The sequence below is a fragment of the Streptomyces sp. NPDC037389 genome (assembly GCF_040636475.1).
GTDB classification, from domain to species: Bacteria; Actinomycetota; Actinomycetes; order Streptomycetales; family Streptomycetaceae; genus Streptomyces; species Streptomyces hesseae.
In genome coordinates, this window is sequence record NZ_JBEZUS010000004.1 from 459,426 (window position 1) to 474,986 (window position 15,561).

Annotated in this window: 9 protein-coding genes; 2 read left to right on the forward strand and 7 right to left on the reverse strand. The window is 64.9% G+C overall.

Translation table 11 applies throughout. From position 1 onward, the window contains the following. Positions 1–7 precede the first annotated feature (7 nt). A complete protein-coding gene (locus AB0E98_RS11770; protein ID WP_361701373.1) occupies positions 8–2,809 on the reverse strand; it encodes an ATP-dependent DNA helicase in 2,802 nt (933 codons plus the stop codon). A gap of 658 nt (positions 2,810–3,467) precedes the next feature. Here AB0E98_RS11770 and AB0E98_RS11775 point away from each other — a divergent pair. Continuing rightward, on the forward strand, positions 3,468–5,546 hold the full coding sequence (locus AB0E98_RS11775) for an AIPR family protein (RefSeq protein ID WP_361701375.1): 2,079 nt from the start codon (positions 3,468–3,470) through the stop codon (positions 5,544–5,546). Positions 5,547–5,655: 109 nt separating this feature from the next. Here the strand turns inward: AB0E98_RS11775 and AB0E98_RS11780 are convergent, their stop codons facing one another. From AB0E98_RS11780 to AB0E98_RS11800, 5 genes are all read right to left on the reverse strand, one after another. After that, a complete protein-coding gene (locus AB0E98_RS11780; protein WP_361701536.1) occupies positions 5,656–8,694 on the reverse strand; it encodes an HsdR family type I site-specific deoxyribonuclease in 3,039 nt (1,012 codons plus the stop codon). Positions 8,695–8,754: 60 nt separating this feature from the next. After that, entirely contained in the window at positions 8,755–9,933 is a 1,179-nt protein-coding gene (locus AB0E98_RS11785; RefSeq protein ID WP_361701377.1) for a restriction endonuclease subunit S, read from the reverse strand. Continuing rightward, complete coding sequence (locus AB0E98_RS11790; RefSeq protein ID WP_361701378.1) at positions 9,926–11,500, reverse strand: class I SAM-dependent DNA methyltransferase; 1,575 nt, start codon at positions 11,498–11,500, stop codon at positions 9,926–9,928. The genes AB0E98_RS11785 and AB0E98_RS11790 overlap by 8 nt, the downstream gene beginning before the upstream one ends. Positions 11,501–11,776: 276 nt before the next feature. Next, positions 11,777–12,439, reverse strand: a complete 663-nt coding sequence (locus tag AB0E98_RS11795) for a hypothetical protein (protein ID WP_350918621.1) — start codon at positions 12,437–12,439, stop codon at positions 11,777–11,779. Beyond that, positions 12,436–12,912 carry a hypothetical protein gene (locus AB0E98_RS11800; RefSeq protein ID WP_361701379.1) on the reverse strand — a complete coding sequence of 159 codons (477 nt, stop codon included), beginning with the start codon at positions 12,910–12,912 and terminating at the stop codon, positions 12,436–12,438. The genes AB0E98_RS11795 and AB0E98_RS11800 overlap by 4 nt, the downstream gene beginning before the upstream one ends. Before the next feature lie 483 nt (positions 12,913–13,395). On the opposite strand from AB0E98_RS11800, the gene aspS reads away from it, so the two are divergent. Then, the gene (aspS, locus tag AB0E98_RS11805; RefSeq protein ID WP_361701381.1) at positions 13,396–14,712 is read left to right on the forward strand and encodes an aspartate--tRNA(Asn) ligase; all 1,317 of its coding nucleotides are present in this window, start codon (positions 13,396–13,398) and stop codon (positions 14,710–14,712) included. A gap of 61 nt (positions 14,713–14,773) precedes the next feature. On the opposite strand, the gene AB0E98_RS11810 is transcribed toward aspS, so the two are convergent. Further along, a complete protein-coding gene (locus AB0E98_RS11810) occupies positions 14,774–15,556 on the reverse strand; it encodes a hypothetical protein (protein WP_361701382.1) in 783 nt (260 codons plus the stop codon). Positions 15,557–15,561 lie beyond the last annotated feature (5 nt).

Consider the following 15,561-nt stretch of genomic DNA (forward strand, 5'->3'; position numbering starts at 1 on the left):
CTACGCCCTATTGGCCCGGGCGGTCGCGGCATACAGCAGTGAAATCGCACGTGCTGCACGTGTCGCACCACGTGGACTTGCGGGGTAGGTTATTGATCCGGAGGGCATTGCCGGCTGCCGCCACCTTCCCAGTGATGTGCGACAGCAGGTCGTCGCTGACCTCCTCCCTCTTGCTTCCGCTCCCCTCGTCAAGGTTGAGCACTTCCACAAGGTCTGCGCGTGTCCCGCTCAGCTCCTCGTAGCCGACCACATAGATGTGAAGCTGATCCCTCGTGACGTCTTCTGCCTGCGCCCGCTCGGTCGACTTGAAGTCGACGATAGACACCTCGCCCGTGTCCAGCCTTCGGATCAAGTCGATCCGGCCCTTCACCGTGACGCCGGACGTGACGTGCACCTCGATGGGCTGCTCGGAGTGCTCCGTCAGCTCAAGCCGGGCTCCGTTGTCCCGCAGATACCGGCCAACTGCCCGAACTGCCGCGGTGCGAAGCTGATCCTTGAGTGGGGCTGGCGCAAACGGGGCGTGAAGATGCCGGTCAACGAGATCCTCCACCTCTGCACCAGTCACAATGTCGCCCTTGACGGCTCGCTTGTGCACTTCGGCCATGACGTCGTGCAGCGACTTGCCGTAGCCCAATTCCTTCTGCAGCGGCGAATCGAAGCCGTACAGGAAGCGCAACTTGAACTGGTATGGACACTCGAAGAGGTACTTGAGTTCGCTGAAGCTGAGGACCACATCGGGCGTCTTGTTCCTCGAACTTGGCCGCAGCCGACCGATGCCGCCCTCCTGCGGCCGGGCCGACTCCTTGGTCAGGACGTAGGTGTTCCGCGTCACCTCGGCGAAGAAGCGCGACTCCTTCTTGTACAGCCTTTTCTCAGTGGGCGAGAACGTCATGGCGAGGTACTTCTGCGCGCGCGTGATCGCCACGTAGAACAGACGACGCTCGTCCTCCTCCGTGCCCCGGTACCTTGCGGCGCCCTTGACGGCCGTCTCGGGAATCACGTGGAAGACGTTCAGCCCTCCCTGCCGCTTGCCTGGGAAGCGGTTGCTCCTCAGGCAGGGGACGAAGACGGCCGGCCACTCCATCCCCTTCGACTGGTGGACCGTGGCGATCGTGACGGCGTTGGGCCGGGCGTACCCGGCGTCCGCGTCGCTCTCCTCGTAGTAGTCGGCGGCCTGGTACTCCAGCCACTTCGCGAATGTCGCGAATCGGTCGGGCGGACTGCTGAGGAAGTGGATGCGCTCGTAGTCGCCGATGGCCGTGCTGAACCTGCCGAGGTTGTAGAAGACCAGCTCTCCGCGCTCGGGGCCCACGGTCTCGCTGACGCCTTCCTCCCGCAGCCCGAGCTCCTCCAGGAAGCGGAGGTATACACCCTGGATCGTGAAGGAGTCCCACGGCATGTCCGGCGTCCATGTGCGCGCCTCGTCCAGCACGGTGATGCCGCGCTGGATGTCGTCCGGAGTGAATCCGAGCCGGGCGTCAAGCCAGGCGGTCACGACCTCGTCCTGCTTCACCTCCCCGACAACGTAGGAGAAGCAGGACTTCGCCGCCTTGATCTCCGGGGTTTCGAAGAGCCGGCTGAGGCCCTTGATGACGTAAGGGATGTCGCGCCGCCTCAGCTCCGCTACCAGCGGGCCTGCGTCCCCGGAGACGCTCCGGTAGAGGACGGCGAAGTCCGACCAGTCCAGACCACGCGCTTCGCCACCGGGCCGGTCGGTGAAGGGCAATCCCCGCATCCACTGCATCCGGTCGCAGATCCACGCAGCCTCGTCGGACGGCGAGGAGAACTTCAGGGCAAGGAGATCACCGCGCTCGTACTCCTGGTGCCCGGAAGCGACCATGCTCTTCTGGAGGCGCTCCGTGCTTGGGATCCCTTCGGCAATTGTCCGGCCGAGGTCCACGATGGCCCGGCTGGAGCGGTAGTTGTCGTTGAGCGTGACCGTCTCGACGTCCTCATACCGGTCGGCGAAGGTCAGGATGTTGGCCACGGCGCTGCCGCGCCACTGGTAGATCGTCTGGTCGTCGTCCCCGACCACGCAGAGGTTCGCGCCGAACTGGATCAGGCCGCGGATCAGCTGCTCCTGAACGGGATTGGTGTCCTGATACTCATCTACCACGACGTAGCGGACGGTGTCGCGCACGTGATTGCGAAGGCTGATAACCGGATCCTGCCCCACCGGACCATCGCTGGCTGAGGGATCGAGGAGATCGGCGGCCTGCCGCAGGATCTCGCTGTAGTCGAAGTAGTGGTGCCGCCCGAGCAGGCTCCGGTAGCTGGCCAGCCCTTCGCGGGTGTCGTCGAACAGCTGGCTCTCGTCGACGTCGTCCTCGCGCAGAAGGCTGAGAACCTGCTGGTAGAGCCGCGATTCCGTGTAGCGCTTCAGCTCGCGGGGCGGCTTGCCCGTTACTCGGACGAACGTGTCCGTGAGCCCGCTGTTGCGACTGTTCCGGTCGATGAGGACGCGGGCCTGTACATCGCTGAGCACCGTGAACTTGAACGCTTCCGGAGCGTGGGAGTGGAGCAGGTCCAGCGCGTACCCGTGCATCGTGCCGACGAAGAGCTCGGCAAGCCCGTGGACCTCACCGAGTTCTTCCCGGACCCGCGCGTTGATCCGCTCCTTCAGCTCGCCGGCGGCCTTGTCTGTGAAGGTGAAGGCCACGACGTTGCGAGGGTGTACACCGGGCTGCTTCAGTAGCTCGACAACCCGACGTGAGATCACCTCAGTCTTGCCCGAACCAGCGCACGCGACGATGAGCAAGTTCCGCTGGATCGTGTCAATAGCAGCAAGTTGAGACGTCGTCAGTTTCACTGTGGAGACTCCTTGTTGATCCACAAGCCGACGACGAAGGGGCAGCCCTTCATCGTGCCTCTTGGTGTAGCAGGAGCCACTGACAGTGGTGACCTTCTCGAGAGTTATCCCAGCTCAGGGTTACGAGGCCCTGTAAGATCATCCGGCCAGGTGCCGGACCGTGCCATAGAGTCCCGATTCCCCTGACCAGAGGATTGCGGCCTTGATCAGGATGACGCCTGGTCGGCCTTCGTGCCGCCCAGTCCGCTCACGCAAGTCGAGCGGCATGAGGTCAGATCCGGCTGAGGTCGACCTCCACTGAGAAGGGCGCCGAAACCTTGTCGACGCCGGTGAACACGCCCCCGTTTCGGCAGCCCCGGTCGCAGGGGCGTAGAGTAAAGTCCATGGTGCCAAGCCCGAACCATCGCGTTCGTGCCAATCATGGAGTCCCCCTCCAGGTGCACCTTCTCCAGAGAGCCACTCTCGAGGCTGCTGCCGATCGAAGTCAGCGCCGTTACCCTCAGCGGGAACTCGCTGCTCTCAGTCCCATCGTGACTACGCAGTGCAGGGACCCGCTTGACGTGCAGGCTCCGAGGCAAGCAACCTGAGTCGCTGATGAGGCGTGGGCGTACCCCTCGCCACCGTCCCAGCACGGCCGCCAGCCGCCGACAGGAGCACAGTGACCGCTCTGCACGCCCAACAGCTCGAACACGCCCTCGATGAGCAGTTCACTGGGATCGTCGCCGTTGACGATCTATCCAAGTTTGAGCAGCGAATCCAGCGGAGCTCATTTCTCTCCCGTTCCCTTGCTGCCCTGGCGATCCGCGAGTTCACCGGCTATCCGCTGCAGCGCTGCGCCGACTTCGTCATCGACTCGTTCAGCGACCAAGGCATCGACGCCGTGGCTGTGGATCTCGCCTCGGAAGAGCCCCAGGTCTGGGTGGTGCAGGCGAAGTGGAGTAGCGACGGTGCGGCCACCTTCTCCAAGAGCGCTGCCCTCGACCTGAAGAACGGTCTGGAACTACTGATCGCACGGGAATACCAGTGCTTCAACGCTAAGTTGACGCCACACATCCCCGATCTTGAACGGGCACTCAGCAATCCGCGGGTACAGATCACCCTGCTACCGGCCTGGGCGGGTACCCAGCCGATGGGGGCCGAGGCCAAGGAGGTGCTCGACCGGTTCTGCACGGAGTACGAAGACTCCGTGCGCCTGCGCGCCCTTCGGCTGCCGGACTTCATCCGCATCCTGCGCTCCGGAATCGCCGAACCCCAGATCAAGCTGAAGGCATCAGCCTCGGCCGTCGATGTCAGTCCGATCAAGGAGCCCATCCTGGCCTACCACGGCACGATCGGAGGTGCGGAGGTCGCCCGCTGGTATGAGGACAACCACCACCGGCTTTTCCAGCGAAACATCCGTAATCCTCTCGGTGTCACCGCGGTCAATCGCACCCTTGTGGAAACCCTTCGCAGAAAGCCCGAGCACTTCTGGTATTTCAACAACGGGATCACGGTCCTGTGCGACAAAGTGATCATGGGCCCTCGGGGGGACCTGGAAATGGAGGGAGCGAGCATTGTCAACGGTGCCCAGACGGTCGCCTCCGTCCACGAGGCGCACCAGCAAACCCCGGATGTCGTCACACGCGCACGGATCGGCGTCCGCATCATCTCTTTGACGGACTGCCCGGAGGGCTTCGACCACGACGTCACCCGAACGACCAACACCCAGAACAGGGTAGAGCCCCAGGACTTCATCGCCCTGGAAAAGGTGCAGCAGCAGCTCCGCGACGACTTCCTACTTCGTCTGCGGAAGACCTACGTCCTACGCCGTGGCGAGGAGCCACCACAGTTCAAGGATGACGGTTGCACCCTCAGGGAGGCCGCAACCGCGCTCGCCTGCGCTCACGTCTCTCCGGAACTGTCCTTCCAGGCCAACGTGGACATCGACCTTCTTTGGGATCCGAAGCAGCACCACCAGCTTTTTCCGCTGCACCGTACCGACGCGGTGAAGACCTGGCGCACCATCCTCGTGCTTCGGGAGGTCGAGCGGCAGATCGACGTACAACGCCCGCAGTGGGAGGGGCGCGCCGGCACACTCGCCGACCTTGGGCGACTGCTCATCGCTCACGTGACCTTTCAGCGCCTGCCCCAAGGTTGGCAGAAGATTCCGGAGTCCGATTGGCCGACGGTACTGGCGTGCGTCGCCCCACTCGTTGACGCCTCCGTAGCCACCTTGATCCACTGGATCGACACGGGGTATGGACCCAAGAGCCAGGTGAGCAGCATCTTCCGCAACGCCGAGCGATATTCCGGCGTCGCCGGTTCAGCGCTGGCGACCCTACAGGGCGATATTCAGCCCCCGCCCCTCTCAGCGGAGTACCGCGCTTCCGAGCGTGAAGGGCACGCACGGAAGGCCAAGGCAGTCACCGTGATCTTCGAGAACAACGCGCTGGAGGAAGGGACGCTCCTTGAGTTCCGCCCAGTCCCCGGCCGCGAACAGCAACAGCTCACGCCCTGGCTCACGGCGGATCCGCGCCGGGCGCGTGCAACCTGGACCCGGAGCCGCCGTGATTGCCTGGTGTGGGCGGTGGACGGTATCGCCTACTCACCGACCGGCCTGGCTCAGAAGATGCTCGTGGAGGCCGGTCATCAGAGCAAACCGCTTCAGGGCACGCGGCGCTGGTTCGTTCCGCAGCGCGGCTCCCTAGTGGACATCGCCGACCGGTTGCGTCAGGAAGCAGACGAGGAAGAAGAATGATCTCGTGGTCTAACCTCGCAGGACGTGACGCCAGCTGAGCGCGTCCGCACTGTCAGCCGAACTACGACGACCCGGGCCGCTCAGGGCGGTCCGGGCCTGCCCGTATTCGTCAATCGACGAGGTAGTGAGCCTCGATGTAGGCGACGGTGGCGTCGTACGGCTCTCCTACCGGCTTCAGTGCGTAACGGCGGAAGACCGCGGCCGTGGCGCGGCGGGCGCCTCGGTTGCGGGCGTCGGCGTTGTCCCATGCCCGAGCAAGGGTGCGGGTGACTACCTGGTCAATTTCCTCGGCCAGGTACCTCTCCGTGATTGTGAGGCCGGCAGGTGCGTGGTCGTGGATTATCCGGGACAGGACTCCGATGTGGTCGTCGTCCAGCACTACGACGGCTTCGTCGGGGTGCTTCTCGGCGTTGACGATGGCCCGGGCCACCCGAAGTGCTTCGGACAGGAAGTCCAGTGCGTCCTGGGCATTCTGGATGATCCGGTCCCGCAGCTGCTTGATCCGCTCCGCGAGGGCGGTGTATTTCGCGGACCCGGGCTCGATGCCCTTGTCGAGGGCAGCCTTGATGTGGTCCAGAATCTCCGACGCTGACGGCGGAGACGTGTCCTTGCCACCATCTTTGTCAGCCTTGGGACGGACGAGCGCCAGCAGCTCCTTGAGGATGGTGATGCCCTGGGCGTCGAGGATAAGAGCTTCCTCCTGAGAGGCGACCACGGAGAAGGAGTGGACGTGGGCATTGATGATCTCCAGGACCATCGGCCCCAGCTCAGCCAGCCGCTCCTTCCTCTCCTCGTCAGAGGACTTCTTGAACAGGGTCGTGTACACGGACCCGAACAGTCCGAAGCCGTCGCTGTACTTGGCGACCCGCTTGTCAGTGTTGATGAACGGGTACAGGCGGGCCAGGAGTCGGTAGTCCTTGCTGAACACCTCGGCGGCGTCGGGGTTGGCGTCCAGGAAGATGTTGATGGCTCGGACGGACTGGTATCCGTGGACCGTGAGGTCCACGCCATCCACGTCCGCGAGGAGGTCTTCGATGCGGGCGAATGCGAGTCGGAATTCGGCGACCAGTTCGGACAGGTCGGTGACGAATCCGCCGCCCTTGCTGTGCCCAGCTGCAGCGGGGTCGACGACGGCCCGCTGGACTTCTTCGGCCAGGCCGATGTAGTCCACGACCACGCCGGAGGTCTTCACGAACCCGGTCGGTGACACCCAGGTGCGGTTCGGGCGAGTGATCGTCTGGAACAGGTTGTGGGCCTTCAGCGGCTTGTCCAGATAGAGGACTCCCTCGTTGGGAGCGTCGAACCCGGTCATCAGCTTTGCGGTCACCACCAGGAAGCACAGGGGGTCGTCCGGGCTGAGGAACCGCCGCTTTTGCTCCTCTTCCTCGGTCTCCGAGAGCTGGTAGGGCTTCATGTCGACGTCTTCGGTCTTGGAGTCCGAGACGGAGATGTTCACCTCTGCAGTGATCCGTTGATGCTTCCCGACCTCGCCGAGCACCTGGGATGCCTCGAAGCCGGCCAGTAGCTCGTTGATCTTGTCCGTGTACGCCACGGCCAGTTCACGGTTGTAAGCGACGACCTGCGCCTTGAGGCCGTTGCGGTAGGCGCCGGCCAGGTAGTGGTCGACGATGTGCTGGCAGACCGTGTGGATACGGTCGGGGTTGGCGAACACCGAGGTAAGGCGTCCGAACTTACGGGAGAGGGCCTCGCGGTCGGGGTCATCAAGGTCGAAGTCGTCGGCGAACTCGTCGAACTCGGCCTGCAACGCCTGGTCGTCCATCTCGAAGGAGACCGGGTGCGGGTGCAGTATGACCGGGACGGTCGCCTCGTCCAGCAGAGATCGGGACACCGAGTACCGGTGCAGCACCCTGCCCGGATCGGCCTCCTCTCCGAAGAGGTCGAAGGTGTCGGTGGCGAGGTTCCTGATAGGGGTGCCGGTCATGCCGAAGAACCTTGCATTGGGCAGCGCTGCGCGCATCTGACCGGCCAGGGACTCTTCATCGGAGGACTGGGTGCGGTGTGCCTCGTCGACGAGCACGATGATGTTGCTCCGGACCGACAGGTTCTTGCCAGCCTCGGCGAACTTGTGGACGGTCGTGGAGATGACACCACGCACGTCGTTGGCCAGCAGGGCCCGCAGCTTTTGGCTGTTCGAAGGCTTGTGGAAGTACGCGTCTCCCATCGCCGAGGTGAAAACCCCGGAGGTCTGCCGGACGAGGTGATTTCGGTCCGAGAGCAGGATGATCGTGGGCGACTCGGTACGGGTATCGGCCAGTAGCAGCGCGGCGGCGAAAACCATCAGCAGGGTCTTCCCGGAGCCCTGGTGGTGCCAGACCAGGCCCTTCGAGCCACCCTGCAGGACTCGCTCGTGGATCAGGTGCGCAGCTTCCATCTGTGGGTAGCGCGGTAGGTACTTCTTGTCGGTCCCGCCCCCGGCTGTGTCGAAGAGGGCGAAGTTGGCGAGCATGTCCAGGACCGTGGCCGGGTTCATCAACAACTCGACGGAGCGCTTGACGTCGGCGTGCCCGGATAGGTTCTCGTCGTCGTCGGTCGACCGGAACGGTTGCCACAGGTTCGTGGGAGCGCCAGCGGCACCGAACCGCAGCTTCAGCCCGTCCGTGGCGACGGCGAAGACGTTAGGCGTGAAGAACCACGGGTACTCAGTGGCGTACACGTCGTTGATCTCGCGGGCTGCGTCCGCCCACGCGGACTTCGTGGTCGGGGACTTGACCTCGACCACGACCAGGGGCAGGCCGTTGATCCAGTAGACGAGGTCGAACCGCCGGGAGGTCTTGCCCGGCACGCTGATGGTCACCTCGTCCGAGACGACCAACGTGTTGGCGGTCAGTGTCTCGTAGTCGATCAACTTCAACGTGTGCCACACACCGTCGTTGTCCCGGAACTCCTTCCGCCCGCGCAGCAGACGCAGCACCTGCTCGTTGGCCCGGACCAGTCCGCCTTCGACGGCGGTGACCGTGGCCACGACTTCCTCGACCACCACGTCGAGGTCAAACTCGTTGATCACCCCGGGGTTCAGTCTGACGATGGCGTCACGCAAGTGGGAGACGACCACCGTCTGGATGGTCTCCCGGGGCAGCGCCCGCCCCGCGGTGTACTCCCAGCCCATCGGCAAGGACCACTGGATCATCTGGTTTTGGAACTCGCGCTCCCGAATACCCTTCGCCACGCCTTAGACCCCCTAGTCGGACTAAACGTCGATGGTGATGCTCTGGTCCAGCAGTCCCCCGAGCAGCCCCGCCCGCACTTCTCGGAGACGAGCGGCCTCAGCGCGTGTCGCCTCCAACGCAGACTCCATGGCGCCAAGTTCCGAGGCCATCTCGCGTTGGCGGTCGAGTGACGGTACGCGCACAGCCATACCCTTCGACCGTTTGGCGCTGATGTGCTTGATGTTGGTGCCACCCGCGACGTCGAGGAAGGCCCTGGACTCGTAGGCCCACATGCTCCAGTGGAAGACGAACTCAGGGATGCAGACCCCTTCCAGCGCCCGGAGACGGATCAGGGTCATCTGGGTGCAGACGGGCGCTGGCAGCTCGTCTCGCCACATGGCGGGCATCCCGACCGCATTCGCGCTTGCGCTGCCCTCGGAGACCAAGACGTCGCCGTACTGGAGACCGAACTTCTTGCGCTCCGCTGGGTCGTAGTTCATCTCGAGCACATCGGACAGGTCGAGCGTCCCGTAGCCGACGTTCGCGGAACGGAGGTAGGGCGTCATATAGGGGCCGGCGGCCCTGTCAGGTGTCCGGCGCACGCCGGTGGAGAAGTCGAAGGCGTTTTCGGCCCGCACAGCTTCAATCGAGTCGTCGGTGATGAGGTCGGCTCGTCGGCGACGTAGAACCGCTGTCAGCGTCCCCGCCTCGACGCCGAGCGCGGTGATCTGGTCGTCCACCGCGCTGATGACCTCGACGATGCGCTCCTGGGTCGACAATGGAGGCAAAGCGAGCGGGATGGCACGGAACGCAGCGTCAGAGATGGTCTTACGGCGCAAGACAGTCCCCGAGGCGCGGTTCTGCATCTCGTCCCAGAACGCTGGCGTTTGGAAGTACAGCCCCAGGAACTCCGGGAGAGTTCTTTGGTCAACTTCATAGGTGATGAACACACCAGAGACGTGGGTGCCGTCATGCTCTGCCCGTGCGACGCCTGCAGGGGCTTCGAACGCCGTGATCGTGCGGAGCACGACGTCATTCTCTCGTACCGTGTTCAGCGTCGTGTATTTCGAGATACCACCGACGAATGGATCCTTCTCGCCGAGGCCACGTCCGTGCATCTGGACACTGACTGCGGGGTAGGTGACGCCATTCTCCACGGCCACCTTGCGGCGCACGCGGGTCAGTGGGTCACCGAGCTTGATCTGCTGCCAGTCACTCATCGAAGCCCTCGATCCCGGCAGCCGAAAGGAGGGCGAGCATGCGCTGCTCGGTCTTTTGGCGCTCTGCTCGGGCGATGTTGTAGGCGTCGATGAGGGTGCCGAGGTCTTCCTGCTCGGTGGCGGCCTGCTTGATGTAACGGCCGATGTTGAGGTCGTGCCCGTTCGCCACAATCTCCGTGGTGGGGACGAATCGCGCCAGGAGTCCACCTTCTCCTTCGGGGTCCACCGGGTTGCCGGCGGCGTCGAACTTCGAGTTGTAGGCGGTCACGACGTCGGCAATGTCGGCGGCGGTGAGGATGTTGCGGTTCTTGGCCTTGGTGAACCGCTTGGAGGCGTCGATGAACAGCACGCCTTCCTGCCGCTCTGGGGCCTTGGTGCCGGCTGCACGGAACACCAGGATCGCCGTGGGGATGCTGGTGTTGTAGAAGAGGTTGGCAGGCAGACCGATGACCGCTTCGAGCAGTTTATCGTCCAGGACGCGCTGGCGGATGGCGGCTTCCTGACCGCCTCGGAAGAGGACGCCGTGGGGCAGGACGACGCCAGCGCGCCCCTTCTCCGGTCCCATGCTGGCGATCATGTGCTGCACGAACGCCCAGTCCGCTGACGATTGCGGCGCGACACCGCCGATGGCGCGCGGATCGTTCGTCCAAGGCTTCCACTTCAGGCTGTAGGGAGGGTTGGCGAGAATCACGTCGAACTGCGCGACCGAGCCGTCTGGTTTCTTGAACCGGGGGTCCTTCAGAGTGTCGCCAACCTCGACCTGGAACTGGGTCAGGTTGTGCATGAAGAGGTTCATGCGGGCCACGCCCGCGGTGTCCGGGACGGCCTCCTGCCCGTGCAGCTTGAGTGTGTAGCCACGCCTACTGTGGGCCTTCAGAAGGTTCGCGGAGGCGATGAGCATGCCGCCCGACCCGCAGGTCGGGTCATAGACTGACTCGAAGCCCTTGGGGTCGAGGAGCTCGACGATCAGCTCGACGACCTCGCGCGGTGTGAAGAACTGGCCGGCGCGGGTCCCAGACCCGTCGGAGAACCGCTTCAGCAGGTACTCGTACGCTCCACCGAGCACGTCGTGGGACATGTTGCCCTCGTGCATCTTCGGAGTGCGGTCCATCGCCTGCATGACTGCCGCCAAGACCTCCCCCGACAGGACCTCTTCGGAGGTCCAGGTCATGGACCCGAACAGGCGGGAGAACTTGTCAGGGTTGGCCGTCTCGATGGCCTGCAGGGAGGCGCGGACCCGCTGGCCGAGGCCGGGGTGGGCGATTGTGGCGAGGATGGACGACCAGGAGGCCCGACGCTGCTGGACTGTGCCGGGCTGGATGAACGGGATCTCGAACGACTGGTAGTCGCGGTACTCGATCTCGTGCGCTTCCTCCGCGGAGAGGTTGTCCAGGCCCTCGTTCTCGGCCAGGAACTCCTGGTGGTGGTGCTCCCAGGTGTCCGACAGGTACTTCCAGAACATCAGCGGGAAGACGACCGAGGAGTACTGCGCTTCGGGCATCGCCACGCGCAGCTCGTCGGCGGCGTCCCACAACCGGTTCTCGATCTCCTGCTGGGTCACTGCCATCAGTCGGGTTGTCCTTGCTCGTCAAAGGGCGGCGACCCGAAGGCCGTGGTGTTCCTACTGGTCAGCCTATTTCCGGCACGCCCCGCATGGACACGCCGGTGGTGCTTCGTCGAGGAGCAGGCGCGGGCGCCGTATTCCTTGTACGGGCGACGCACCAAAGATATCCCTCCGCAGGACCGCGAAATATGGCAAACAGCCCACCCAAACGACGTGACCAGCCGCGGACGCCCAGCCCGCTGTCGGCACTGTGTGCCCAGCAACCTGAGGGGTCGGCTTCTAGAGCCGGTCCTTCCAGTTACGGATAGCCTGGTCGAGCTTGGAGCGGAGCCGGTCGGATGCCGCCGTACCAGGAAGCACCTGTGGGTACGCCTCGCTGTCCTTCTTGGCGATCAGCGCGCCAAGAGTGGCGGAGCTCGGCGACGGGAAGACCAGTGAGCACTTCTTCCCGCCCAGCTCCTGGGCCAGCCCCAGGAAGGCACGGCCGATCCCGAGGCCGGGTGAGGCGCCGTAGCACTTTGCCTCGATCGCGGCTTCGAGTCCCCTGCTCCGGGGGTGGACCATGGCTCGGCGGCTTCGCTCGGCCTCCCGGTGATCCAGGATGGCGACATCGCATTCATGTGCCACCTTCGAGGTGGTGGCCGCGACGAACACACCCAGGTGGATCTCCAGCCTCTTCTGCGTGCCCGGGAAGCTCACCAGGACGTAGGTGAAGTCACCCGACCACAGGTTTCCGGGGGACCTGCGGAAACGCAGGGCAGTAGCCGGATTCCGGCCGTCCTGGGTCAGCAGTGCCGTGCCGCCGGCCGCCCGTGCGGCTTCGAGGCACACGACAAGCAGAGATGCCTCGTACAGGTCGGACTCGTCAGCGTTGCCGCGATACACAGGCTGCAGAGCGCCGATGGCCTGCTCGATGGCGAGCACCAGATCGTCCCTGCTCATTGGATGCTCCCCATGGCCACGTCGGAGTCTTCGGACAGCAGCTCTCGCACGGTGGTCAGGGCGACCCGGGCACGCTCTGCCTCCGCTTTGAGGTCGATGTAGGAGAGCTCCTCCAGTTCCGGATCGCCAAACTCGATCGTCAGGTCCATCTCTCGCTTCGAGGCGATGTCCAGTGCCGCCTTGCGTGACGCGTACATGGTCTCGGCAAGGGTGAGCAGCGCTGAGCGTACGAGCTCCAAGCGCTCGTCGTCGGTGTAGGGGAGTACGGCGATGTCAGCCTTGCCGAGGGGCGGGAGCTCGGCCTCCGCCAGTCGGCTGGCGCGAGCCTCGTACTCGCCCTCCTGCTTGAGCCGCTGCTCGGAAGCTACTCGGCCATGCCGGACTTCCTGCTTCAGCTGGTCGGCGAGATTCGGCAACTCTTCTGCGAGTTGCGTCATGATGTGCGCGAAATGATCACTGCCGTCGACAGGCACGCTGTCCTCCCTCATCTCCGGGTCAGGACTCTAACCACTCGGTCTGACAGTCGCGGGGGTGATCGACATCTGGAGATCCACCCGGCATTCCTGGGGAGTTCGCTGAGGCGCGGCCTCGCCGGTTAATAGCCGCCAGCCAACGGCGCCATCCGGCCACCTGGCGCGCCGCCGCCGTGAATCCGTTGCGAGCGGCTTATGGCATCCCTATCCTCGTGACCAACGCGTCGACGGAGACGAGTAGCCACGGATCACGCGAGCAGAGAGAGCTGCCGGCAGCTGTGAAGGCGGACTCGCACCCATGGTGAAGACCCTCCCGAGCGCGGGGAGGAAAGGCCTTCGGGCCCAATGCCCCGCCGGTTTGCCCCCGTCATCGGGCTGAATGAGGCCGCCGCTGTCTGGCGGTGGCAAAGGCGTGGTGGCACCGCGAGTACCCTTCTCGCCCACGCTTCCAAGGGATCATGACGACGCCCCTGGAGGGCTGCGATGATCCACAGCACAAGCCGCGTACTGGTTTCTGACCTACGCGCACACGTTGACCAGACCGTCACCGTCTCCGGCTGGGTGAACGCGCTCCGGCTTCAACGCAAGATGCAGTTCGTCATCCTGCGGGACCACTCCGGCATGGCCCAGATGACCCACAAGCGCGACGGCGGCCCGCTCGAAGCCGTCATCGAATCGCTTACCCCCGAGTCCGCAGTCCGGATCACCGGCCGCGTCGTCGAGGCTGCCCAGGTCAACCTGGGTGGCCTGGAGATCGTCCCCGAGACGATCGAGGTGCTGAACCGGGCGGAGACGCCCCTGCCGATCGACGAGCACACCGGCCCCGAGCACCGACTCGACTGGCGCTTCCTGGACGTACGCAAGAGGGCCACCGCCCAGATGGTGTTCGCCGCGCAGACGACCTTGGAGCAGGGACTGCGCGAGTACGCCATGCAGAACGGCTGCACGGAGATGCACACGCCGAAGCTGATGGGCACCGCCTCGGAGTCCGGCGCGGAGGTGTTCAAGCTCGGGTACTTCGACCGCTCGGCCTACCTCGCGCAGTCGCCCCAGTTCTACAAGCAGATGGCCGTGGCCGCCGGTATCGACAGGGTCTTCGAGATCGGCCCTGTCTTCCGCGCCGAGCCGTCGTACACATCCCGGCACGCGACCGAGTTCACCGGCGTGGACGTCGAGCTGTCGTGGATCGACGACGTCGAGGACGTGATGGCGTTCGAGGAGCGGATGCTCGCCCACGCCATTGCGAAGGTCGCCGAGGTCCACGGTGAGGCGATTCGAGAGGTCTTCGGCACCGAGGTCGTCGTGCCGGAGGCCCCGTTCCCCAGGATCACGATGGCCGAGGCACAGGAGATCTTGCGGGCCGGCGGGTGGGACCCCGAAGGCGTCAAGGAGGACCTGGACCCGGAAGGCGAGCGCACCATCGCCGCCCACATGAAGGAGCTCACGGGCCACGAGTTCGTGTTCGTCACGCGCTATCCGGCCAGCATCCGGCCCTTCTACCACATGCGTCCGGCGGACCGGCCGGACCTGACGCTCAGCTTCGACCTGCTCTGGAAGGGCTTGGAGATCACCACCGGGGCCCAGCGAGAGCACCGCTCCGACGTGCTGCTCAAGCAGGCCGAGGAGAAGAGCATGGACACCGAGCCGATGCAGGACTACATGAACATCTTCCGCTTCGGCTGCCCGCCCCACGGCGGACTCGGCGCCGGCCTGGGCCGGATCCTGATGGTCATGCTCGGCCTCGACTCGATCCGCGAGGCCGCGTTCCTGTTCCGGGGACCGAACCGCCTCACCCCCTGAGCCAGGGGTAGATGCACCGCTGCCCCACCGCCTGTCTGGCGGTGGGGCAGCCGGGGCTCGCTCAGTACCGGGTGTGGCCGAGGTCGAGGGTCCACGCCTCGGCGGGGTACTTGTCCCAGTGGTCGCGCAGGGCCAGCTCACGGTCGGCGTACCGGCCGCGGCGGCACAGTCCGCCGTGGGAGAGCGTGACGCTGAGCGCAAGCGGCGATTCGGTGGTGACCCAGTGCGGGGTCAGGGCGTGGCTCCACAGCTGGTCGCCTGGCTGCATCGTCACCGACTGCCGCTGCGTCTCGTCGTGCGGTGGGGGATCCTCGGCGGTGGTCTCACCGAGGACCGCGGCTTCGGGTGACAGGTGCTTGTCGGGGTTGTGGTAGCTGTGGAAGGTCTTGACCCCTTGGACCTGCCAGACCAGACCGTGCGAGTTGTCGTTGTGGTAGGTCGAGGCCGCGCCTTCGGTGGACAGGAACAGGATGGGTGCGCACCGCTGCCACGTGAATCCCTGCGACGACAGATAGGTACGCCAGGGCACCATGACCTCGTCCTGGAAGCCGGCCAGGATCTCGCCGTAGAACCGGGCGAGGTTGAAGTGCACCAAGCGGAACGGCCACGTGGCGATCTCCTCGACCGGGGCCGCCCGGAACGCGGCGGTGCGCTCCATGCGAACCGCCCAGTCGTCCTCGCCGAGGATCGTGAACCGCACCTCCTCGTCCCGGCGGACGTGGTCGAGGATGTCGATCGCCGGCAGGAATAGGTAGTCGAACGGGACCCGCATACGGAAGTTCGGCGGCTGCCTCCAGTGGCTGTTGAAGTCGTCGGGATCGGTGACGGAGACCGACGGTTGCACGTGGA

What these genes read in the sequence shown, in the direction of transcription:
- AB0E98_RS11790 (WP_361701378.1), bottom strand. Translation starts at nt 11,500, where the DNA reads ATGGCAGTGACCCAGCAGGAGATCGAGAACCGGTTGTGGGACGCCGCC.
- aspS (WP_361701381.1), top strand. Translation starts at nt 13,396, where the DNA reads ATGATCCACAGCACAAGCCGCGTACTGGTTTCTGACCTACGCGCACAC.
- AB0E98_RS11785 (WP_361701377.1), bottom strand. Translation starts at nt 9,933, where the DNA reads ATGAGTGACTGGCAGCAGATCAAGCTCGGTGACCCACTGACCCGCGTG.
- AB0E98_RS11780 (WP_361701536.1), bottom strand. Translation starts at nt 8,694, where the DNA reads ATGATCCAGTGGTCCTTGCCGATGGGCTGGGAGTACACCGCGGGGCGG.
- AB0E98_RS11795 (WP_350918621.1), bottom strand. Translation starts at nt 12,439, where the DNA reads ATGAGCAGGGACGATCTGGTGCTCGCCATCGAGCAGGCCATCGGCGCT.